Here is a 20,139-nt window from a genome sequence, read left to right on the forward strand (position 1 = left end):
GTCCCGCGCCCCGCGTTCAGCGGCGGCGCGCGCCTTTCAGTTTCGCCTTCTTGATCAGGTCGCCATACTGGTGGGCCAGCAGGTGCGACTGGATCTGGGTGACGGTGTCCATCGTCACGTTGACCACGATCAGCAGGCTGGTGCCGCCGAGATAGAAGGGGATCGACAGCGCCGACACCAGATACTCGGGGACGACGCAGATGAACGTCAGATAGGCCGCGCCGATCACCGTGATGCGGGTCAGCACATAATCGAAATAGCTCTCGGTGTTCTTGCCCGGACGGATGCCCGGGATGAAGCCGCCGTAGCGCTTGAGGTTCTCCGCCGTCTCCTCCGGGTTGAAGACCACCGCGGTGTAGAAGAAGGAGAAGAAGATGATGCCGGCGGCATAGAGCGCCATGTACACCGGCGAGCCGTGCTGGAGATATTGATTCAGCCCGATCAGGATGTCGCCGAAGCGGCTCTCGCCCGAGACGCGGTTGCCCGCGAACTGCGTGATCGTCAGCGGCAGCAGCAGCAGCGACGAGGCAAAGATCGGCGGGATCACGCCCGCGGTGTTGATCTTGAGCGGCAGGTGGCTGCGATCGGCCTGCATGCCGCGCTGCGTCTGACGCTTGGGATACTGGATCAGGATGCGGCGCTGGGCACGCTCCATGAAGCAGATGAGCAGGATCAGGCCCGCGACCACGGCGATGATCAGCACGACCGAGATCGGGTTCATCGAACCCGAACGTCCGCCCTCGAGCAGGTTGACCAGCGTGGTCGGCAGGTGCGCGACAATGCCCGCCATGATGATCAGCGAGACGCCGTTGCCGATGCCGCGGCTGGTGATCTGCTCGCCCAGCCACATCAGGAACATCGTGCCGCCGATCAGCGAGATCACCGCGCCGATGCGGAACACCATGCCCGGCTCGATCACCGCGCCGCCGGCCTCGAGCCCGCGCGCGATGAAATAGCCCTGTACCGCGGTGAGCGCGACGGTGCCGTAGCGGGTGTATTGATTGAGCTTCTTGCGCCCCGATTCGCCCTCTTTCTTGATCGCGGCGAGCTGCGGGCTCAACGAGGTCGCGAGTTGCACCACGATCGAGGCGGTGATGTACGGCATCACACCCAGGGCGATCAGCGACGCGCGCGACAGCGATCCGCCTGAGAAGGTGTTGAAGAAGTCGAGCACGCCGCCCTTCATGCGATCGGCGAGTACGCCGAGCTGGGTCGGATCGATCCCAGGCAGCGGGACGTAGCTCAGCAGCCGGAAGACGATCAGCGCGCCGATCGTGAACCACAGCCTTTTCTTGAGGTCGGTCGCCTGGGCGAATTTCGCGAGGCTGATGCTCTGCGCCATCTGGTCGGCTGCGGATGCCATCGTATCGGTGTATCCTGGAAACGAAGAACGGCGGGATGCGTTTGTACCGCCCCGCCGCTCATATAGGCGCATCAGGCGCCTTGTCTAACCCGGTCTGACCGGATCACGCGCGGCGCGAGCAGCTAGCCGCGCTGGCCCATCCCCCACCCGTCACCCCGGACTTGCTCCGACGTCCATCGCGCCGCGCGCGACAGCGACTGCTGCGGGCGCGGCGGCATGGATCCCGGGTCGAGCGCGGGATGACGGTGAGGGTAAGCGGAGCGGCTTACGCCTGCGTCTGGGCCTGCTTGCGCGCGGCCTGCGCGGTGCGGTGCTTCGCCTTGTGCTTGTCCGCGGCCGGGACGATCTCCGGCACGGTGACCGAACCGCCGAGCTTCTCTACCGCCTCGCGCGCCGACGCCGACACGCCCGCGACGGTGAAGTTGAGCTTCGTGGTCAGCTCGCCCTTGCCGAGCAGACGCACGCCGTCCTTGCCACCGCGTGCCAAGCCGGCCGCCTTGAGCGCGGCATGGTCCAGGTCGGTGCCGGTCAGCTTGCCCGACTCGATCGCCTTCTGGATCTCGCCGAGGTTCACCGTGGCATAGTCCTTGGCGAAGATGTTGTTGAAGCCGCGCTTCGGCAGCCGCATGTGGAGCGGCATCTGGCCGCCCTCGAAGCCGGCGATGCTGACGCCCTCGCGGCTCTTCTGACCCTTGACGCCGCGGCCGCCGGTCTTGCCCTTGCCCGAGCCGATGCCGCGGCCAACGCGGATCTTGCGGTGACGGGCGCCCTGGTTGTCGCTGAGTTCGTTGAGCTTCATGATATGCACTCGCTTTCGCTTCTGTCGCGCTGAAAAAACAGGAAGGGGGCCGGTTAGCCCCCTTCCCTCGTCGTGTCACTAGTCAGATGAGGAAGGCTCAGCCCTCGACCACCTCGACCATGTGCTGCACCTTGCGGATCATGCCGCGGACCTCGGGGCTGTCCTGCAGCTCCGCGACGCGGTGCATCTTGTTGAGGCCCAGGCCGACGAGCGTCGCGCGCTGGTCCTTGGTCCGCCGGATCGGCGAGCCGGTCTGCTTCACCTTGATGGTCGCCATGTCGCTCACTCCACCACTGCCGCGGCATCCGCCTCGGCGGTCGCCGCGTCCGCGCCGTGCGCGCGGCCGAGCAGATCGGCGATCTTCTTGCCGCGCCGCTGCGCCACCGCCTTCGGCGAGGTCTGCGTGTTCAGCGCCTCGAAGGTCGCCCGGATCATGTTGTACGGGTTCGAGGTGCCGACCGACTTGGTCACCACGTCGGCGACGCCGAGGCTCTCGAACACCGCGCGCATCGGACCGCCGGCGATGATGCCGGTGCCCTGCGGCGCCGAGCGCAGCGTCACGCGACCCGCGCCGAAGTGGCCGTTGCCGTCGTGGTGCAGCGTGCGGCCCTCCTTGAGCGGCACGCGAACCATCTTCTTCTTGGCCGCGGCGGTCGCCTTGGAGATCGCCTCGGGGACCTCGCGCGCCTTGCCGTGACCGAAGCCGACGCGGCCCTTGCCGTCGCCCACCACGACCAGTGCCGCGAAGCCGAAGCGCTTGCCGCCCTTCACCGTCTTCGAGACGCGGTTGATGTGGACGAGCTTCTCGATCAGTTCTTCGCCGCCGTCGTCGTTGTTGCGACGGTCGTCGCGGCGGCCACGGCCACCGTCACGACCACCGCGCCCGCCGCGGTCGTTGCCGCCGCGACCACCGCCGCCGCCACGGCCGCCGCGCGCGCCGCGCGACGGGCCATTGTCCTGCGGCGCGGCCTGCGCCGGTGCCGCGTTGGCCTCGGCCTCGGGCGCCTGCGTCTGCTGGTTCTCGTCAGCCATGTCTTAGAACTCCAGTCCGGCTTCGCGCGCGGCCTCGGCCAGCGCCTTCACCCGGCCGTGAAAGAGGAAGCCACCGCGGTCGAACACGACCTGCGTGACACCGGCGGCCTTGGCCGCCTCGGCGACGCGCTTGCCCACTTCGGTCGCGGCCGCGACGGTCGCGGTCTTGCCCTCGTGCCCGGCCAACGTCGAGGCCGAGGCCACGGTGTGGCCGTTGGCGTCGTCGATGACCTGGGCGTAGATGTGCTTGCCCGAGCGATGCACCGACAGGCGCGGACGAGTGCCGGCCCGCGCGCGCAGCGCGGTGCGGTTGCGGCGACGCCGCTTGTCGAAAAGCGAAAGACCCTTGGTCACTTCTTCTTCCCTTCCTTACGGAAGATATACTCGCCGTCGTACTTGATGCCCTTGCCCTTGTACGGCTCGGGCTTACGCCAGCGGCGGATCTCGGCGGCCAGCTGGCCGACGCGCTGCTTGTCCGCACCGCTGATCTCGACGGTGGTCGCGTCCGGCGTCTTCACCTCGATGCCCTCGGGCACCTCGATGTTGACATCGTGGCTGTAGCCGAGCTGCAGGCGCAGGTTGCGGCCCTGCGCCGCGGCGCGGTAGCCGACGCCGGTGATCAGCAGCTTCTTGGTAAAGCCCTCGGTCACGCCGGTGACGAGGTTCTGCACCAGCGTCCGCTGCATGCCCCAGAAGGCGCGCGCGCGCTTGGTGTCGTTGGCCGGCTGCACGCCGATCGAGTCACCCTGCACGTCGTAGCTGATCAGGTCCGACAGCGGCATCGACAGGGTGCCCTTGGGACCCTTGACCGACAGCTCGTTGCCGTTGCGGGTGGCGGTGACACCCGACGGAATCGGGACCGCCTTCTTGCCGATGCGGCTCATCAGAACACCTCCGCCAGCACTTCGCCGCCGACGTTCTGCTCGCGCGCCTCGGCGTCCGACAGAACGCCCTTCGGCGTCGACACGATGGTGATGCCCAGGCCGTTCATCACGCGCGGCAGCTCGGTGGCGCCGGAGTAGATGCGACGGCCCGGCTTCGAGACGCGCGCGACGTGCTTGATCGCGGGCTGGCCCTCGAAATACTTGAGCTCGATGCGGACGCCCTTGGTGGACGCGCCCTTGCCGAGCGCGAGTTCCTCCTCGGAATAGCCGCGGATATAGCCCTCGCGCTGCAGCACGTCGAGCACGCGGACGCGCAGCTTCGACGCGGGCGACAGCACGCTGTCCTTGCGCGCGCGCTGGCCGTTGCGGATGCGGGTGAGCAGGTCACCCAGGGGATCGGTCACTGCCATCGTACGTCCTTACCAGCTCGACTTGGTGAGACCCGGGATCAGGCCCTTGTTGGCCAGATCGCGCAGCATCACACGGGCAAGCCCGAACTTGCGGTAGTAAGCACGCGGACGACCGGTCAGCGCGCAGCGGTTGCGGATCCGCGTCGGGTTGGCGTTGCGGGGCAGCTCGGCCATCTTCAGCCGCGCGATGAGACGCTCGGTCTCGTCGAGCGACTGGTCGTTCGCGATTGCCTTCAGCTTCGCCAGCTTGGGCGCATATTGCGCCACCAGCTTCTTGCGACGCTCGTTCTTGTTCACGGAACTCAGTTTCGCCATGGACTTAAGCTCTCTTTATCAGACCAGCGAGACGGTCATGCCGCCTTCTTCGCGTCGGTCGTTTCGTCCTCGATCGGGAACGGGAAGCCGAACAGACGGAGCAGCTCGCGCGCCTCGTCGTCGGTCTTCGCGGTCGTGGTCACGATCACGTCCATGCCCCGCACCTTGTCGATGCGGTCATAGTTGATCTCCGGGAACACGATCTGCTCCTTGATGCCGCAGGCGTAATTGCCGCGGCCGTCGAAGCTCTTCGGGTTCAGCCCGCGGAAGTCGCGAACGCGCGGGAGCGCGATGGTGATGAAGCGGTCGAGGAACTCGTACATGCGCTCGCGGCGAAGGGTGACCTTCACGCCGATTGGCATACCCTCGCGCAGCTTGAACTGCGCAATCGACTTCTTCGCCTTGGTGACGACCGGCTTCTGACCGGCGATCAGCTCCATCTCCGAGGCGGCCTGGTCGACGCGCTTCTTGTCCTGGGTCGCCTCGCCGACGCCCATGTTGAGCACGATCTTGTCGATCCGCGGAATCTCGTTGACGTTCTTGTAGCCGAACTTGTCGGTCATCGCCTTGATGATGCGATCCTCGTAGATCGCCTTCATGCGGGGCTTGTAGGCATCAGCCATCGATCTTCTCCCCGGTCTTCACCGCGACGCGGACCTTCTTGCCGTCCTGCGTCTCGAAGCGGACGCGCGTCGGCTTGCCGTCGGCGGTGACGTGCGCCACCTTCGACACGTGCAGCGGCGCCTCGATGCGCTCGAGCCCGCCCTGCGGGTTCGCCTGCGTCGGCTTGCGGTGACGGGTGGCGACGTTGACGCCGCCGACGATCACCTTGCTATCCTTCGGCATCGACTGGGTGACCGTGCCGGTCTTGCCCTTGTCCTTGCCGGACAGGACGATGACCTGATCGCCCTTCTTGATCTTCGCGGCGGCCATTACAGCACCTCCGGCGCGAGGCTGATGATCTTCATGTGCTTCTTGCCGCGCAGCTCGCGCACGACCGGGCCGAAGATACGGGTGCCGATCGGCTCCTCGTTCTTGTTGACCAGCACCGCGGCGTTGCCGTCGAACCGGATCACCGAGCCGTCGGCGCGGCGGATGTCCTTGGCGGTGCGCACGATCACCGCGCGGTGGACGTCGCCCTTCTTCACGCGGCCACGCGGCTGCGCTTCCTTGACGCTGACGACGATGATGTCGCCGACGCCGGCCGTGCGGCGCTTGGACCCGCCAAGCACCTTGATGCACTGCACCCGCTTCGCGCCGCTGTTGTCAGCGACGTCGAGATTGGACTGCATCTGGATCATCGATCCGCTTCCTTCTCGCCTTGGGGTGGATACCGACCCAGCCCCGCCTAAAAAAACGACCCCCGGCAGGCGCATGGCCGTACCGAGGGGAGCGGCCGGTTAGCCGCTCCGCGGGCGAAAGGCAAGTGCCCTGCCCCCACGTCTTCCCGCCGTGCTCGGCTGGTCTCCGCGGCTAGGCCGCGGACCCTTCCCGAAACGCCGGCGGGCGCGCTCAGCGACGCTTACGCGTCGACGTCGACCCGCTCGGGCGCGACATGCGTGTTCACGCGGTCGACGACCTTCCAGGTCTTCAGCTTGGAGATCGGCGCGGTCTCTTCGATGCGCACGGTCTCACCCTGCTTATACTCGTTCGCCTCGTCATGGGCGTGGTACTTCTTCGAGCGGCGGATGATCTTGCCGTAGAGCGGGTGCTTCACCTTGCGCTCCACGTTGACGATCACCGTCTTCTCGCCCTTGTCGGAGACGATCACTCCGGTCAGCACGCGCTTCGGCATGTGCGTCGTCCTCTTACTTGGCCGCAGCCGCAGCGTTGCGCTGCGCCTGAAGGGTCTTGATGCGGGCGATGTCCTTGCGGACCTCGCGCACGCGGCTCGGCTTCTCGAGCTGGCTGGTCGCCGCCTGGAAGCGCAGGTTGAACTGCTCGCGCTTCAGGTTGCCCAGGCTCTCGGCGAGCTGGTCGTCGCTCTGGCCGGTGAAGTCAGTGGTATTTGCCATCTTACTCGCCTCCCAGGTGCGAGGTGTCGCCGAGGCGCGCCACGACCTTGGTCTTGATCGGCAGCTTCATCGCGGCGCGCTCGAACGCCTCCGCGGCGAGCGGCCCCTCGACGCCGTCGAGCTCGAACAGGATCCGGCCCGGCTTGACGCGCGCTGCCCAGAACTCGGGCGAACCCTTGCCCGAGCCCATGCGGACCTCGGCGGGCTTGCTCGACACCGGCACGTCCGGGAACACGCGGATCCACAGACGCCCCTGGCGCTTGATGTGGCGCGTGATCGCGCGGCGGGCCGCCTCGATCTGACGCGCGGTGATACGATCCGGCTCCATCGCCTTGAGGCCATAGGAGCCGAAGTTCAGCGAGGTGCCGCCCTTGGCGTCGCCGTGGATACGGCCCTTGAACGCCTTGCGGAACTTGGTGCGCTTCGGTTGCAGCATTGCCTTATTCCTTAGCGGCGGTCATCGCGCGCGGGGCGCACGCCGGAGGTCTGGGCCTCCATCATGAGACGATCGGTCGCCATCGGGTCGTGACCGAGGATCTCGCCCTTGAACACCCACACCTTGACGCCGCAGACGCCATAGGCGGTGTGCGCCTCGGCCTCGGCATAGTCGATGTTGGCGCGCAGCGTGTGCAGCGGCACGCGGCCCTCGCGGTAGCTCTCGGAGCGCGCGATCTCGGCGCCCCCGAGACGGCCGCCGCAATAGACCTTGATGCCGTCCGCGCCGAGGCGCATCGCCGACTGCACCGCCCGCTTCATCGCGCGACGGAAGGCGATACGACGCTCGAGCTGGTCCGCGATGCCCTGCGCGACGAGCTTGGCGTCGACCTCGGGCTTGCGGATCTCGACGATGTTCAGCGACACGTCCGAGCTGGTCATCGCGCCGAGCGTCTTGCGCAGCTTCTCGATGTCCGAGCCCTTCTTGCCGATGATCACGCCCGGGCGCGCGGCATAGACCGAGATGCGGCACAGCTTGGCCGGACGATCGATCACCACCTTCGAGATCGCCGCCTGGGGCAGCGTCTTGATGATGTACTGGCGGATCTTGAGATCCTCCAGCAGCAGGCGACGGTAATCGTCGCCCTCGGCGTACCAGCGGCTGTCCCAGGTGCGGTTGATCTGCAGGCGCAGACCGATGGGATTGCTCTTGTGACCCATTAGGCTTCTTCCTGCTCGCGCACGACGATCCGCAGCCGCGAGAACGGCTTGAGGATGCGGGTGGACTTGCCGCGGCCGCGCGTGGCGAACCGCTTCATGGTGATCGACTTGCCAACCGACGCCTCGGCGACAACGAGCGCGTCGACGTCGAGGTTGTGGTTGTTCTCGGCGTTGGCGATGGCCGAGGCCAGCACCTTGCGCGCGTCGACCGCCATCGACTTCTTGGAGAAGGCGAGGATGTTCATCGCGTCGGCCGCCGAGCGGCCGCGGATCAGCGCAGCCACCAGGCCCAGCTTCTGCGCCGAGCCGCGGATCTGCGTGCCGACCGAGAGGGCTTCCTTCTCGCCGACCTTGCGGGGGGATGCAGGCTTGCTCATCAGCGCTTGCCCTTCTTGTCAGCCGCGTGACCCGGGAAGAACCGGGTGGGCGCGAACTCGCCGAGCTTCATGCCGACCATGTCCTCGTTGACCGAGACGGGCACGAACTTGCGGCCGTTGTAGACCGAGAACGTCAGACCGACGAACTGCGGCAGGATGGTGGAGCGGCGCGACCAGGTCTTGATCGGCGCGCGCCCACCGGCGTCCTGCGCGGCCTCGGCCTTCTTGAGCAGGCTCAGTTCGACGAACGGGCCCTTCCAGACAGAGCGAGCCATTACTTCTTCCTCGCGTGGCGGCTACGGATGATCATCTTGTCCGTAGACTTGTTGTGGCGGGTGCGCGCACCCTTGGTCGGCTTGCCCCACGGCGTGACCGGGTGACGGCCGCCCGAGGTCCGGCCCTCACCACCGCCGTGCGGGTGGTCGACCGGGTTCTTGGCCACGCCGCGCGTTAGCGGGCGCTTGCCCATCCAGCGCGAGCGGCCAGCCTTGCCGAGGTTCTGGTTCTGGTTGTCGGGGTTCGACACCGCACCGATCGTCGCCATGCACTCGCCGTGGATGTAGCGCTGCTCACCCGAGTTGAGGCGGACGATGACCATGCCGCGGTCACGGCCGACGACCTGCACATAAGTGCCGGCCGAGCGCGCGATCTGGCCGCCCTTGCCCGGCTTCATCTCCACGTTGTGGACGATGGTGCCGACCGGGATCTGGCCCAGCTCCATGGCATTGCCCGGCTTCACGTCGGTCTTCTTGCCCGCGATCACCTTGTCGCCCGGCGCGAGCCGCTGCGGCGCAATGATATAGGCCAGCTCCTCGTCAGGATACTTGACCAGCGCGATGAAGGCGGTGCGGTTCGGGTCATACTCGAGCCGCTCGACGGTGCCCTCGACGTCCCACTTGCGCCGCTTGAAGTCGACGTAGCGGTAGCGCTGCTTGTGACCGCCGGCGATGCCGCGCGAGGTCACATGGCCCTTGTTGTTGCGGCCGCCGGTCTTGCGCTTGCCCTCGGTCAGCGCCTTGACGGGCTTGCCCTTGTACAGCGCCGACTTGTCGACGAGGACGAGGCCACGCTGCGCCGGCGACGTCGGGTTATAATGCTTGAGTGCCATCTTACTTGGCCCCCTCGGTGACGTCGATCGACTGGCCCTCGCGGAGCGTGACGATCGCCTTCTTGACATCGGAGCGACGGTAGGGCGCACCCTTCCAGCGCTTGGTCTTGCCCTTCTGGACGATCGTGTTCACGCCCGTGACGCTGACGCCGAAGAGCGCCTCAACGGCCGCCTTGATCTGGGGCTTGGTCGCCTTGTTGGCGACCTTGAAGACCACCGCGTTCTGCTCGGAGAGCAGGGTCGCCTTCTCGGTGATGTGCGGCGCGACAATCACGTCATAGTGACGGTTGTCGATCGCCTCTGCCGGCTTAGCCATTGAAGCGCGCCTCCAGCTTCTCGACCGCCGCGCGCGTCAGCACCAGCGTGTCTGCCTTGATGATGTCGTAGACGTTCGCGCCGACCGCCGGGAGCAGGTCCACGCCCGGCAGGTTGCGACCGGCGCGGAAGCTCTCGCCCGCCTCGCCGTCAATGACGAGCGTGCGCTTGCCCGTGGTGAGCGTGGCGAAGTGGCCCTTGAGCTCCTTCGTCTTCTGCACCTCGAACGCGTCGAGCACGATCAGCGAGCCGGCCTTGGCATGGCTGCTGAGCGCCATCTTGAGCCCGAGCGCGCGAATCTTCTTGTTGAGCCCGGGGTTGAAGTCGCGGACGCGGGCGCCGTGCGCCTTACCGCCGCCGATGAACACCGGGGCGCGGCGATCGCCGTGACGCGCCACGCCGCCGCCCTTCTGGCGGCCGAGCTTCTTGCCCGAGCGGGCGACGTCGGCGCGCTCGCGTGTGCCGCGCGCGGTGGCGCGACGCTTCTCGAGCTGCCAGGTCACGACGCGGTGCAGGATGTCGGCGCGCGGATCGAGGCCGAAGACCTCGTCGTTGAGCTCGATGTCCGCTGCGTCGGTGCCGGCGAAGGAGGAAACCTTGACCTTCACGTTCAGCCCTCCTGGCCGTCGGTCGCGGGGGCATCGGCCGACGTGTCGGCCGGCGTGTTCGCCGCGCTGTTGTTGTTGGCCGCCGACTTGATCGACGCCGGGTACGGCGCGCTCTCGTGGCGATCCTGCTTGACCGCGTCCTTGACGAACAGCCAGCCGCCCTTCGAGCCGGGCACCGAGCCCTTCACGAAGATCAGGCCGCGCTCGACGTCGGTGCCGACGATCTCGAGGTTCTGCTGGGTGCGGTTCTTGTCACCCATGTGGCCCGCCATCTTCTTGTTCTTGAAGACGCGGCCGGGATCCTGGCGGTTACCGGTCGAACCGTGCGAGCGGTGCGACACCGACACGCCGTGGGTCGCGCGCAGACCGCCGAAGTTCCAGCGCTTCATCGCGCCGGCGAAGCCCTTACCCTGGGTGCGGCCCTGGATGTCGACCAGCTGGCCGGCGACATAATGGTCCGCGGCGAGCTCGGCGCCGACGTCGAGGAGGTTCTCCTCGGTCACGCGGAACTCGTGCACCACCGCCTTGGGCTCGACCTCGGCCTTGCCGAAGTGGCCGCGCTGCGGCTTGGCGACATTCTTGCTCTTGGCGACACCTGCGCCGAGCTGGACGGCGGTGTAGCCGTCACGGTCCTTCTCGCGACGGGCGACGACCTGAAGCGCCTCGATCTGCAGGACGGTGACCGGCACGTGGCGGCCGTCGTCCTGGAACAGGCGGGTCATCCCCATTTTCTTCGCGATCACGCCAGTACGCATGATCCCTTGCTCCTTGACAGAGGCACCGCGAGGCCCATCCCCACGGTGCTTGTGACCCGTGCCTGGCGGCGCGGATCGGTCAGCCCGGAATGTGCGAAGCGTGCCCCCGTCCCGGGCTGGGCGCTTCCCCGAGGGGAAACAGACGGGAGACGCTGACCCGGCCACCCGAGAGCGGCCGGCGGTATCTCTGTCCTGTCGTCATGCCGGCGGCTGCCGGCACCTTCTGGTGAGGGATAGCGCCGCGAACAGCCCACCCTCCCTTAAAGATCCCCGCCGAAGCAGGGATGACGCGAGAGGGATGACTCACCCCCCGCGAGAAGAGGCGCGCTTACGCGAGCTTGATCTCGACGTCAACACCGGCGGCGAGGTCGAGCTTCATCAGCGCGTCCACCGTCTGTGGGGTCGGCTGGACGATGTCGAGCATGCGCTTGTAGGTGCGGACCTCGAACTGCTCGCGCGACTTCTTGTCGATGTGCGGGCCACGGTTGACCGTGAACTTCTCGATGCGCGTCGGCAGCGGGATAGGGCCACGGATGAGCGCGCCGGTGCGGCGCGCGGTGTCGGCGATGTCGCCGGTCGCCTGATCGAGCACGCGATGATCGAACGCCTTGAGGCGAATGCGGATGTTGCTGTCCATGATCCCTACCAATGCGAAAGAGCGGGGCACTTCCTCCCCCGTCACTCCGGCCGAGACCGAAGCCCTGCTACGCTAGCGTTGACGCTGCCACCACAAGACCCCGGCCGAGACCGGGCTGACGGGACGAGAGCACCTCTTGCTGTTCTCGAACCCAAAAGCGAAGGCGCGGCCATAACCGCACCTCTATAAAAAGGCAACCGCCCGACGCACCATTCGGCGCATCGGGCGGAACCTATCGTATCAGGCCGGCGGACCGGCCCGCTACGGCTTACTTCGAGATGGCGCTCACCACGCCCGCACCCACGGTGCGGCCACCCTCGCGGATGGTGAAGCGCTGGCCGACGTCCATCGCGATCGGCGCGATCAGCTTGATGCCGAGCGCGACGTTGTCGCCCGGCATGACCATCTCGGTGCCCTCGGGCAGCTCGACGGTGCCGGTCACGTCCGTGGTGCGGAAGTAGAACTGCGGACGGTAGTTGGCGAAGAACGGCGTGTGACGGCCACCCTCGTCCTTCGACAGCACGTACACCTCCGACGAGAAGTCGGTGTGCGGCTTGATCGAGCCCGGCTTGCAGAGCACCTGGCCACGCTCGACCTCGTCGCGGGCGACGCCGCGGATCAGCGCGCCGACGTTGTCGCCGGCCTGGCCCTGGTCGAGCAGCTTGCGGAACATCTCGACGCCGGTGACGGTGGTCTTGCGGACCTCCGGGTGGATGCCGACGATCTCGACTTCCTCACCGACCTTGATGATGCCGGTCTCGACGCGGCCGGTCACGACGGTGCCGCGACCCGAGATCGAGAACACGTCCTCGATCGGCATCATGAACGGCTTGTCGAGCGGACGCTCCGGCTGCGGGATGTACTCGTCGACCGCCTTCATCAGCTCCATGACCGCATCCGGCCCGAGCTTCTGGTTCGAACCCGACAGCGCGCAGGTGGCCGAGCCCTTGATGATCGGAATGTCGTCGCCCGGGAACTCGTACGAGCTGAGCAGCTCGCGGACTTCCAGCTCGACGAGCTCGAGGATCTCCTCGTCGTCGACCAGGTCGACCTTGTTCATGAACACGACCATCGCCGGCACGCCGACCTGGCGCGCGAGCAGGATGTGCTCGCGGGTCTGCGGCATCGGGCCGTCGGTGGCGGACACGACCAGGATCGCGCCGTCCATCTGGGCCGCGCCGGTGATCATGTTCTTGACGTAGTCGGCGTGCCCCGGGCAGTCGACGTGCGCGTAGTGACGGTTGGCGGTCTCATACTCGACGTGCGCCGTCGAGATGGTGATGCCGCGCTCGCGCTCTTCCGGCGCCTTGTCGATGTTGGCGAAATCGACCGCCGCGTTGCCCGCGACGTTCTCCGCCAGCACCTTGGTGATGGCGGCGGTCAGCGAGGTCTTGCCATGGTCGACGTGACCGATGGTGCCGATGTTCAGGTGCGGCTTGTTCCGCTCAAACTTAGCCTTAGCCATTGTTTCCCTACCTTCTGATTTCCACTGGAGCCGCACTCAGGACTCGCCGTGAAGGCGGCCCCATAGCGGCTCAATTCGCGTTGCGCAAATCCCTAGCCCCGTCAGGGCCGGACCCGGCGGGCCGAGCCTGCGGCGTCTCGGGGCGGAGTCGCCTCCACCCCGTACGCCTCACGCCAGCTTCGCCTTGACCTCGTCGGCCACGTTCTGCGGCACCTCGTCATAGTGCGAGAACTGCATCGAGTAGCTCGCGCGCCCCTGGGTGAACGAGCGCAGCGAGTTCACGTAGCCGAACATGTTCGCCAGCGGCACCATCGCGGTCACCGCCTGCGCGTTGCCGCGCGTGTCGGTGCCCTGGATCTGGCCGCGCCGCGAGTTCATGTCGCCGATGACGTCACCGAGATAATCCTCGGGGGTGACGACCTCGACCTTCATGACCGGCTCGAGCAAAGTGATGCCCGACTTCTGCGCCGCCTCACGCATCGCACCGCGCGCGGTGATCTCGAAGGCGAGCGCCGACGAGTCGACGTCGTGGTACGCGCCGTCGTACAGCGTGATCTCGAAGTCGATGATCGGGAAGCCGACCAGCGAGCCGGTCGCCGCGGTCTCGCGGAAGCCCTTCTCGATCGCGGGGATATATTCCTTCGGAATGTTACCGCCCTTGACCTCGTCCTTGAAGATGATGCCCGCGCCGCGCTCGCCCGGCGTCAGCTTCACCTTCACGCGACCGAATTGGCCGGTGCCGCCCGACTGCTTCTTGTGCGTATAGTCGATGTCGACCGGCTTCTTGAGATACTCGCGATACGCCACCTGCGGCGCGCCGACATTGGCCTCAACCTTGAACTCGCGCTTCATGCGGTCGACCAGGATCTCGAGGTGGAGCTCGCCCATCCCCTTGATGATGGTCTGGCCCGACTCGTGATCGGTCGAGACGCGGAACGAGGGATCCTCGGCGGCCAGGCGGTTGAGCGCGACGCCCATCTTCTCCTGATCGGCCTTGGTCTTCGGCTCCACCGACAGCTCGATCACCGGCTCCGGGAACTCCATGCGCTCCAGGATGATCGGGTTGGCCGGATCGCACAGCGTGTCGCCCGTGGTGGTCTCCTTGAGGCCAGCCAGCGCGACGATGTCGCCCGCGCGCGCTTCCTCGATGTCCTCACGCGAGTTCGCGTGCATCAGGAGCATGCGGCCGATCTTCTCCTTCTTGTCCTTCACCGAGTTCAGGTAGCTGCCCTTGGTGAGGACGCCCGAGTAGATGCGGGCGAAGGTGAGCGAACCGACGAACGGGTCGTTCATGATCTTGAACGCCAGCGCCGAGAAGGGCGCGGTGTCCGACGAGGGGCGCTCGTCCGGAGTCTCGCCGTCGAGCTTGACGCCCTTGATCGCCGGCACGTCGAGCGGGCTCGGCAGATAGTCGACCACCGCGTCGAGCAGCGGCTGGACGCCCTTGTTCTTGAACGCGGAGCCGCACACCACCGGCACGAACGCCATGTTGAGCGTGCCCTTGCGGATCAGCTTCTTGAGCGTGGCGGCGTCGGGCTCGTTGCCCTCGAGATACGCCTCCATCGCGTCGTCGTCCTGCTCGACCGCGAGCTCGATCAGGTCGTTGCGGTACTTGGCCGCCTTCTCGACCATGTCGTCCGGGATCGGCTGATACTCGAACTTCGCGCCGAGCGACTCCTCGAGCCAGATGATCGCGCGATTCTCGACCAGGTCGACGAGGCCCTTGAAACCACCCTCGATGCCGATCGGGAGGTACAGCACCGCCGGCTTCGCGCCGAGACGGTCGATGATCGACTGAACGCAGAAGTAGAAGTCCGCGCCGGTGCGGTCGAGCTTGTTGACGAAGCACATCCGCGGCACGCCGTACTTGTCGGCCTGGCGCCACACCGTCTCGGACTGCGGCTCCACGCCGGCGACGCCGTCGAAGCACGCGACCGCGCCGTCGAGCACGCGCAGCGAGCGCTCCACCTCGATGGTGAAGTCGACGTGGCCCGGCGTGTCGATGATGTTGATCAGATGCTCGGGGCCTTTGCCCTCCTCGGCCTTCCACTTGCAGGTGGTGGCAGCCGACGTGATCGTGATCCCGCGCTCCTGCTCCTGCTCCATCCAGTCCATCGTCGCAGTGCCCTCATGGACCTCGCCGATCTTGTAGGACTTGCCGGTGTAATAGAGGATGCGCTCGGTGGTCGTCGTCTTGCCGGCGTCGATGTGCGCCATGATGCCGATGTTGCGGTAGAGTTCGAGCGGATGGCTGCGGGCCATGATCGGGCTTCCTTAGCGATGTGGGGAGCGCAGCGTACCGCCGGCTCCCCACGATATAGGTCAGTTCTGAGACGCTTCCAAGACAGGCCGCGTCCGCACCGCCAGTGTTACCAGCGATAATGCGAGAAGGCGCGGTTGGCCTCGGCCATGCGGTGCGTGTCCTCGCGCTTCTTCACCGCATTGCCGCGGTTGTTCGAGGCGTCGAGCAGCTCGCCCGACAGACGCGCCGACATCGTGTTCTCGCTGCGGCCGCGCGCCGCGGTGATCAGCCAGCGGATCGCCAGCGCCTGCGCGCGCTCGGGGCGCACCTCGACCGGCACCTGGTAGGTCGCACCGCCGACGCGGCGGCTGCGGACCTCGATGCCGGGCTTGATGTTGTTCAGCGCGTCGTGGAACACGCCGATCGGCTCGCGCTTGGCGCGGGTCTCGACGGTGGTGAGCGCCGAATAGACGATGCCCTCGGCGACCGACTTCTTACCGTCGAGCATGACCGAGTTCATGAACTTGGAGAGAACCTCATCCCCGTACACGGGATCAGGCAGGATTTCCCGCTTCTCGGGACGACGACGACGCGCCATGTGATGTTACCTTTCAATCAGCTGGTGAGAATACGGGAGCGGCTTACTTCGGCCGCTTCGCACCGTACTTCGAGCGCGACTGGCGGCGGTCCTTGACGCCCTGCGTATCGAGCACGCCGCGCAGCACGTGGTAGCGCACGCCCGGAAGGTCGCGCACACGGCCGCCGCGGATCAGCACCACCGAGTGCTCCTGCAGATTGTGGCCCTCGCCCGGGATGTAGCTGATGACCTCGCGCTGGTTGGTCAGGCGAACCTTGGCCACCTTGCGCAGCGCCGAGTTCGGCTTCTTCGGGGTCGTGGTATAGACACGGGTGCAGACGCCGCGCTTCTGCGGGTTCTGCTCCATCGCAGGGACCTTGGACTTGGCCTTCTGCGGCTCGCGGCCCTTGCGGACCAGCTGGTTGATCGTCGGCATGAAGCCTTCACCTTATCTGGAGGTTACTTTGCTGGAGCCCTGACAAGACTTGGAATACGAAAAGGACCGTGCGGCAGCCGGTGACGGCGGCCTCAGGCCCTTGATGCATCCAGCAATGTTCAAGCTTGCCGGGCGGGAGTCGCCTCTCACCCAGACGGGGGGGCCTATACGCGCACCGGGCGCGTGGGTCAATCGCCCCCTCTCCCGCTCACTTGAGCGGGTCGTGCCCCCAGTTCATCAGCGAGTAGCGCCAGTCGGAATGCTCCTTGTCCTTCGCCGGGCCGCCCTGCGCGAGGTGGCGGTGGACGTAGCTGACCACCTTCTTCATGTGCGTGTAGTCGTCCTCGGTGAGCTCGGCCTTCTTGGTGCGCTTGAGCTCGACGATGCGGCGACCCGAGCGATGCCCGACGCTCTCGCCGTCGCCCTTGCCGTCCTCGCCCTTCCAGCCCACCCGCTTGCTATCGTCGCTGTCGAGGAAGCGCTCCAGCTCGGCCGGGGCCATGTTGACCGCCTCGTTGAAGTTCTTGGCGATCTGATCGTGATCGTCGTGCTGCTCGGCCATGTCGCTCTCCTCGCGCGGTGAAAGCGCGAGGAGAGCGAAGGGTTTCACTTCACCTCTACACCGTCCTTCACCACCGCCACCGGATGCTCCAGCACGGACACGTCACGCAGCGGGTCACCGCGAACGGCGACCATGTCGCCGTAACGCCCGACCGCGATCGTCCCGACGTCGGCCTCGCGCCCGAGCGCGCGTGCGGCGCTGGTGGTGGCCGCGCGGATCGCGTCGAGCGGGGTCATGCCCCATTGCACCATCTTGGCGAACTGCCTGGCATTGTCGCCGTGCGGATAGACGCCGGCGTCAGTGCCGAAGGTCATCGCCACGCCCATGCGGAAGGCGCGCTGGAAGGTCTGGCGCTGCTTGAGCCCGATCGCCTTCTCCTTGTCGAGGCTCTCCTGCTCGGTACCGTTCTTGGTGCCGGTAGCGAGGATATAATCGTCGTTGTAGATATCCATGTCGAACCAGGTCTTGTGCTCGATCGCGAGCTTCATCGCCTCGTCGGAGGCGAGGCTGACATGCTCGATCGTGTCGATGCCGGCGCGGATCGCGGCCTTGATCCCCTCGTCCCCGTGCGCGTGCGCCGCCACCTTGAGGTGGAGCATGTGCGCCTCGTCCGCGATCGCGCGCATCTCCTCCTCGCTGAGCTGCTGGCCGCCGACCGAGTCGCCGAGCGAGAAGACGCCGCCGGTGGCGCAGATCTTGATCACCTCGGCGCCATATTTGTGCAGCCACCGCACCTTGGCGCGCGCCTCCTCGGGCGAGTTGACCACCGAAGGCAGCTTCTTGTCGTAGGAGGGCGGCAGCGCATTGTCGTCGCAATGCCCGCCGGTCGCGCCGATGGCGTAGCCCGCGGGCACGATGCGCGGCCCGATCACCCAGCCTCCGTCGATCGCCTCCTTGAGGCCGATGTCCTGAAAGTCCGCCGCGCCGACGTTGCGCACGGTGGTGAAGCCCGCGCGCAACGTCTTGGCGGCGTTGGCGACGCTGACCGCGCCCCAGAAGCTGTCTGTGTATTTGAGCGTCTGATAACCGCCGATCTCCGCCAGGCTGGTGAGATGGACATGCATGTCGATCAGCCCGGGGACGAGCGTGACGTCGCCGAGATCGAGGCGACGCGCATCAGCCGGGATCGCGGGCCGGCTCGCCCCGCCGGCGGCGACCGCGGCGATGCGGCCGTCGGTGACGACGATCACCGGGTCCGATACGATCGCGCCCTTGTCGACATCGAGCATGCGCGCCGCGGTGACGACGACACTCTCCGCGCTGGCCGGCGCCGCGCCGGCGAGCGCGATGGCGGCCGCGGCGACGCGCGGCAGGACGGTCAGTCTCATATGTGTTTCCCCTTGTTTCCCGGCACGATGGCCGAGTTGTGACGGGGAAGGAAGGGGGCTGACGGTCGGTCGCCGCCCTCAGTCGCGCAGCCGCTCGCTGAGAAAGGCGATCAGCGCCTCGACTCGCGCGGGTCGCAGCGCGCTCGGCGGGGTGAGCAGGTGCAGCCCGATCGGCGCGGGGGCCCAGTCCGGCATGATCTCCACCACCCGGCCCGCGGCGAGGCCGGCGCCGACGATGAATCCCGGCAGTCGCGCGATACCGAGCCCGGCTTCCAGCGCGGGCACCAGTGCGTCGCCGCTGTTCGCCGCGAGCGGTCCCTGCGCCTTAACCGATACTTCGGCGCCGTCGCGCGAGCGGAAGCGCCACGGGCCGGTCAGGTTCGTATAGCCCAGCAGCCGATGGTCGCCGAGCTGCGACGGATGAGTCGGCGTGCCGTGCGCCGCGAGATAGGCGGGCGCGGCGACGACATGCGCGGTGATCGTGCACAGCCGCCGCGCGCGCAGCGAGCTGTCGGGCAGGTCGGCGATCCGCAGCGCCACGTCGAAACCCTCGGCGACGATGTCGACGCGCGAGTCGGCGAGGTGAAGCTCGATCTCGATCGCGGGATGCGCCGCGAGGAAGTCGGCGACGACAGGGGCAACGTGCTTTAGCCCGAAGCTCATCGGCGCCGCCAGCCGCACGCGTCCGGCCGGCGCGAGCGCGCCGTCCCGCGCGGCCTCCTCGGCGGCGTGCGCCTCCGCGACGATCCGCGCGGCATGATCGGCGAGCGGGCGCCCCGCCTCGGTGAGCGCGAGCCGGCGCGAGGTACGATGGAACAGAGAGACCTGCAGCTGCGCTTCCAGCCGCGACACGCCCTTGGAGACCGTCGCCTTGCTCAGCCCGATCGCGTCCGCTGCCGCGCTGAACGAGCGATGTTCGGCTACCGCCGCGAAGATCGCCCAGGCCTCGAGATCGGGGAGCCGCATCGTCTCCGGCCTAGAGCCCGAAACGATCCGTTTCAATCGTGCGCGTTCCGCCGGCGCGGTCGCTTACCTAGATTGATCGCACCCGAGCGCGTCGCCGGCGCGTCCCCCGCCCTACCCTGCACCAGGAGCCACTGACATGACCAAGGTCCTCGTCCTGTACTATTCGTCCTATGGCCATATCGAGAAGATGGCCGATGCGGTCGCGGAGGGCGCGCGCGCCGGCGGCGCCGAGGTCGATATCCGCCGCGTCGCGGAGACCGCCCCGGCCCAGATCGTCGCCGCGGCTGGCTTCAAGACCGACACCGCACATCCCGAGATCGAGGGCCCGGACGCGCTCGCCGGCTATGACGCGATCGTCGTCGGCGCGCCGACGCGCTACGGCCGCATGCCGAGTCAGATGGCGGCCTTCTGGGACACGACCGGCGGGCTGTGGATGAAGGGCGCACTGGTCGGCAAGGTCGGCGGCGCCTTCACCTCGACCGCCAGCCAGCACGGCGGCCAGGAGACCACGCTCTTCTCGATCATCACCAACCTGCTTCACCACGGCATGACGATCGTCGGACTCGACTATGGCTACCAGGGCCAGATGGGCGTCAAGGAAGTACACGGCGGCACCCCCTACGGCGCCTCGACGCTGGCCGACGGCGACGGCAGCCGCCAGCCGAGCCAGGTCGATCTCGACGGCGCGCGCTACCAGGGCAAGCGCATCGCCGAGACCGCGGCCAAGCTGAAGGGCTGAGCGCCGAGCCCTCGCCACCCGCGCCTCTTCTCCGTCATTCCGGACTTGTTT

At 67.1% G+C, this 20,139-nt stretch carries 30 protein-coding genes; 1 reads left to right on the forward strand and 29 read right to left on the reverse strand.

The features are described from left to right. Positions 1-16: 16 nt before the first annotated feature. From secY to KZ820_RS05105, 29 genes are all read right to left on the reverse strand, one after another. Positions 17-1,363 carry a preprotein translocase subunit SecY gene (gene secY / locus KZ820_RS04965; protein WP_219747507.1) on the reverse strand — a complete coding sequence of 449 codons (1,347 nt, stop codon included), beginning with the start codon at positions 1,361-1,363 and terminating at the stop codon, positions 17-19. 265 nt (positions 1,364-1,628) lie between these two features. Further along, positions 1,629-2,162 carry a 50S ribosomal protein L15 gene (gene rplO, locus KZ820_RS04970; RefSeq protein WP_132909152.1) on the reverse strand — a complete coding sequence of 178 codons (534 nt, stop codon included), beginning with the start codon at positions 2,160-2,162 and terminating at the stop codon, positions 1,629-1,631. A gap of 97 nt (positions 2,163-2,259) precedes the next feature. After that, the gene (rpmD, locus tag KZ820_RS04975) at positions 2,260-2,439 is read right to left on the reverse strand and encodes a 50S ribosomal protein L30 (protein ID WP_132909151.1); all 180 of its coding nucleotides are present in this window, start codon (positions 2,437-2,439) and stop codon (positions 2,260-2,262) included. Between the two features lie 5 nt (positions 2,440-2,444). Continuing rightward, entirely contained in the window at positions 2,445-3,194 is a 750-nt protein-coding gene (gene rpsE, locus KZ820_RS04980; RefSeq protein WP_132909150.1) for a 30S ribosomal protein S5, read from the reverse strand. Positions 3,195-3,197: 3 nt separating this feature from the next. After that, positions 3,198-3,548, reverse strand: a complete 351-nt coding sequence (rplR, locus tag KZ820_RS04985; RefSeq protein ID WP_132909149.1) for a 50S ribosomal protein L18 — start codon at positions 3,546-3,548, stop codon at positions 3,198-3,200. After that, entirely contained in the window at positions 3,545-4,078 is a 534-nt protein-coding gene (rplF, locus tag KZ820_RS04990; protein ID WP_132909148.1) for a 50S ribosomal protein L6, read from the reverse strand. The genes rplR and rplF overlap by 4 nt, the downstream gene beginning before the upstream one ends. Next, positions 4,078-4,488, reverse strand: coding sequence for a 30S ribosomal protein S8 (gene rpsH / locus KZ820_RS04995; protein WP_132909147.1), 411 nt, complete (start codon positions 4,486-4,488; stop codon positions 4,078-4,080). Before rpsH ends, rplF begins: the two co-directional genes overlap by 1 nt. A 9-nt stretch (positions 4,489-4,497) precedes the next feature. Then, a complete protein-coding gene (rpsN, locus tag KZ820_RS05000) occupies positions 4,498-4,803 on the reverse strand; it encodes a 30S ribosomal protein S14 (RefSeq protein ID WP_132909146.1) in 306 nt (101 codons plus the stop codon). Between the two features lie 35 nt (positions 4,804-4,838). Next, the gene (gene rplE / locus KZ820_RS05005) at positions 4,839-5,426 is read right to left on the reverse strand and encodes a 50S ribosomal protein L5 (RefSeq protein ID WP_132909145.1); all 588 of its coding nucleotides are present in this window, start codon (positions 5,424-5,426) and stop codon (positions 4,839-4,841) included. After that, complete coding sequence (gene rplX, locus KZ820_RS05010) at positions 5,419-5,736, reverse strand: 50S ribosomal protein L24 (RefSeq protein ID WP_132909144.1); 318 nt, start codon at positions 5,734-5,736, stop codon at positions 5,419-5,421. The genes rplE and rplX overlap by 8 nt, the downstream gene beginning before the upstream one ends. After that, the gene (gene rplN, locus KZ820_RS05015) at positions 5,736-6,104 is read right to left on the reverse strand and encodes a 50S ribosomal protein L14 (protein WP_022687056.1); all 369 of its coding nucleotides are present in this window, start codon (positions 6,102-6,104) and stop codon (positions 5,736-5,738) included. Before rplN ends, rplX begins: the two co-directional genes overlap by 1 nt. Before the next feature lie 221 nt (positions 6,105-6,325). Beyond that, complete coding sequence (gene rpsQ / locus KZ820_RS05020; protein ID WP_132909143.1) at positions 6,326-6,598, reverse strand: 30S ribosomal protein S17; 273 nt, start codon at positions 6,596-6,598, stop codon at positions 6,326-6,328. 13 nt (positions 6,599-6,611) lie between these two features. Beyond that, positions 6,612-6,818, reverse strand: coding sequence for a 50S ribosomal protein L29 (gene rpmC, locus KZ820_RS05025; RefSeq protein WP_183921112.1), 207 nt, complete (start codon positions 6,816-6,818; stop codon positions 6,612-6,614). A 1-nt stretch (position 6,819) separates the two neighbouring features. Then, on the reverse strand, positions 6,820-7,254 hold the full coding sequence (gene rplP, locus KZ820_RS05030) for a 50S ribosomal protein L16 (protein WP_022687059.1): 435 nt from the start codon (positions 7,252-7,254) through the stop codon (positions 6,820-6,822). 11 nt (positions 7,255-7,265) lie between these two features. Beyond that, a complete protein-coding gene (gene rpsC, locus KZ820_RS05035) occupies positions 7,266-7,973 on the reverse strand; it encodes a 30S ribosomal protein S3 (RefSeq protein ID WP_132909141.1) in 708 nt (235 codons plus the stop codon). Next, a complete protein-coding gene (gene rplV / locus KZ820_RS05040; RefSeq protein WP_132909140.1) occupies positions 7,973-8,350 on the reverse strand; it encodes a 50S ribosomal protein L22 in 378 nt (125 codons plus the stop codon). Before rplV ends, rpsC begins: the two co-directional genes overlap by 1 nt. Further along, positions 8,350-8,625, reverse strand: a complete 276-nt coding sequence (rpsS, locus tag KZ820_RS05045) for a 30S ribosomal protein S19 (protein WP_132909139.1) — start codon at positions 8,623-8,625, stop codon at positions 8,350-8,352. Before rpsS ends, rplV begins: the two co-directional genes overlap by 1 nt. Beyond that, the gene (gene rplB, locus KZ820_RS05050) at positions 8,625-9,458 is read right to left on the reverse strand and encodes a 50S ribosomal protein L2 (protein WP_183921114.1); all 834 of its coding nucleotides are present in this window, start codon (positions 9,456-9,458) and stop codon (positions 8,625-8,627) included. The genes rpsS and rplB overlap by 1 nt, the downstream gene beginning before the upstream one ends. A gap of 1 nt (position 9,459) precedes the next feature. Continuing rightward, positions 9,460-9,774 (reverse strand): 50S ribosomal protein L23, encoded by a 315-nt coding sequence (locus tag KZ820_RS05055; protein ID WP_132909137.1) that lies wholly within the window; start codon positions 9,772-9,774, stop codon positions 9,460-9,462. Next, entirely contained in the window at positions 9,767-10,381 is a 615-nt protein-coding gene (gene rplD / locus KZ820_RS05060) for a 50S ribosomal protein L4 (protein ID WP_132909136.1), read from the reverse strand. Before rplD ends, KZ820_RS05055 begins: the two co-directional genes overlap by 8 nt. A 2-nt stretch (positions 10,382-10,383) precedes the next feature. Beyond that, the gene (gene rplC, locus KZ820_RS05065) at positions 10,384-11,136 is read right to left on the reverse strand and encodes a 50S ribosomal protein L3 (protein WP_183921115.1); all 753 of its coding nucleotides are present in this window, start codon (positions 11,134-11,136) and stop codon (positions 10,384-10,386) included. 328 nt (positions 11,137-11,464) lie between these two features. Next, entirely contained in the window at positions 11,465-11,773 is a 309-nt protein-coding gene (rpsJ, locus tag KZ820_RS05070) for a 30S ribosomal protein S10 (RefSeq protein WP_007406109.1), read from the reverse strand. Positions 11,774-12,041: 268 nt separating this feature from the next. After that, positions 12,042-13,238 (reverse strand): elongation factor Tu, encoded by a 1,197-nt coding sequence (gene tuf, locus KZ820_RS05075; RefSeq protein ID WP_132909134.1) that lies wholly within the window; start codon positions 13,236-13,238, stop codon positions 12,042-12,044. Positions 13,239-13,406: 168 nt separating this feature from the next. Continuing rightward, a complete protein-coding gene (gene fusA, locus KZ820_RS05080) occupies positions 13,407-15,500 on the reverse strand; it encodes an elongation factor G (protein ID WP_183942618.1) in 2,094 nt (697 codons plus the stop codon). 107 nt (positions 15,501-15,607) lie between these two features. Further along, positions 15,608-16,078, reverse strand: a complete 471-nt coding sequence (gene rpsG, locus KZ820_RS05085; protein ID WP_132909132.1) for a 30S ribosomal protein S7 — start codon at positions 16,076-16,078, stop codon at positions 15,608-15,610. A gap of 43 nt (positions 16,079-16,121) precedes the next feature. Next, on the reverse strand, positions 16,122-16,493 hold the full coding sequence (gene rpsL / locus KZ820_RS05090; protein WP_029936467.1) for a 30S ribosomal protein S12: 372 nt from the start codon (positions 16,491-16,493) through the stop codon (positions 16,122-16,124). A 208-nt stretch (positions 16,494-16,701) separates the two neighbouring features. Continuing rightward, positions 16,702-17,055: a DUF3140 domain-containing protein gene (locus tag KZ820_RS05095; protein ID WP_219747508.1), complete on the reverse strand. Its 354-nt coding sequence runs from the start codon at positions 17,053-17,055 to the stop codon at positions 16,702-16,704. Positions 17,056-17,099: 44 nt separating this feature from the next. After that, positions 17,100-18,383, reverse strand: coding sequence for a Xaa-Pro dipeptidase (locus KZ820_RS05100; RefSeq protein WP_219747509.1), 1,284 nt, complete (start codon positions 18,381-18,383; stop codon positions 17,100-17,102). Positions 18,384-18,461: 78 nt separating this feature from the next. Next, positions 18,462-19,349: a LysR family transcriptional regulator gene (locus KZ820_RS05105; protein WP_219747510.1), complete on the reverse strand. Its 888-nt coding sequence runs from the start codon at positions 19,347-19,349 to the stop codon at positions 18,462-18,464. Between the two features lie 136 nt (positions 19,350-19,485). Here KZ820_RS05105 and wrbA point away from each other — a divergent pair, with 136 nt between their 5' ends. Further along, positions 19,486-20,088, forward strand: a complete 603-nt coding sequence (gene wrbA / locus KZ820_RS05110) for an NAD(P)H:quinone oxidoreductase (protein ID WP_219747511.1) — start codon at positions 19,486-19,488, stop codon at positions 20,086-20,088. The last annotated feature ends 51 nt before the right edge of the window (positions 20,089-20,139 follow it).

The sequence above is a fragment of the Sphingomonas citri genome, from assembly GCF_019429485.1.
GTDB lineage: Bacteria > Pseudomonadota > Alphaproteobacteria > Sphingomonadales > Sphingomonadaceae > Sphingomonas > Sphingomonas citri.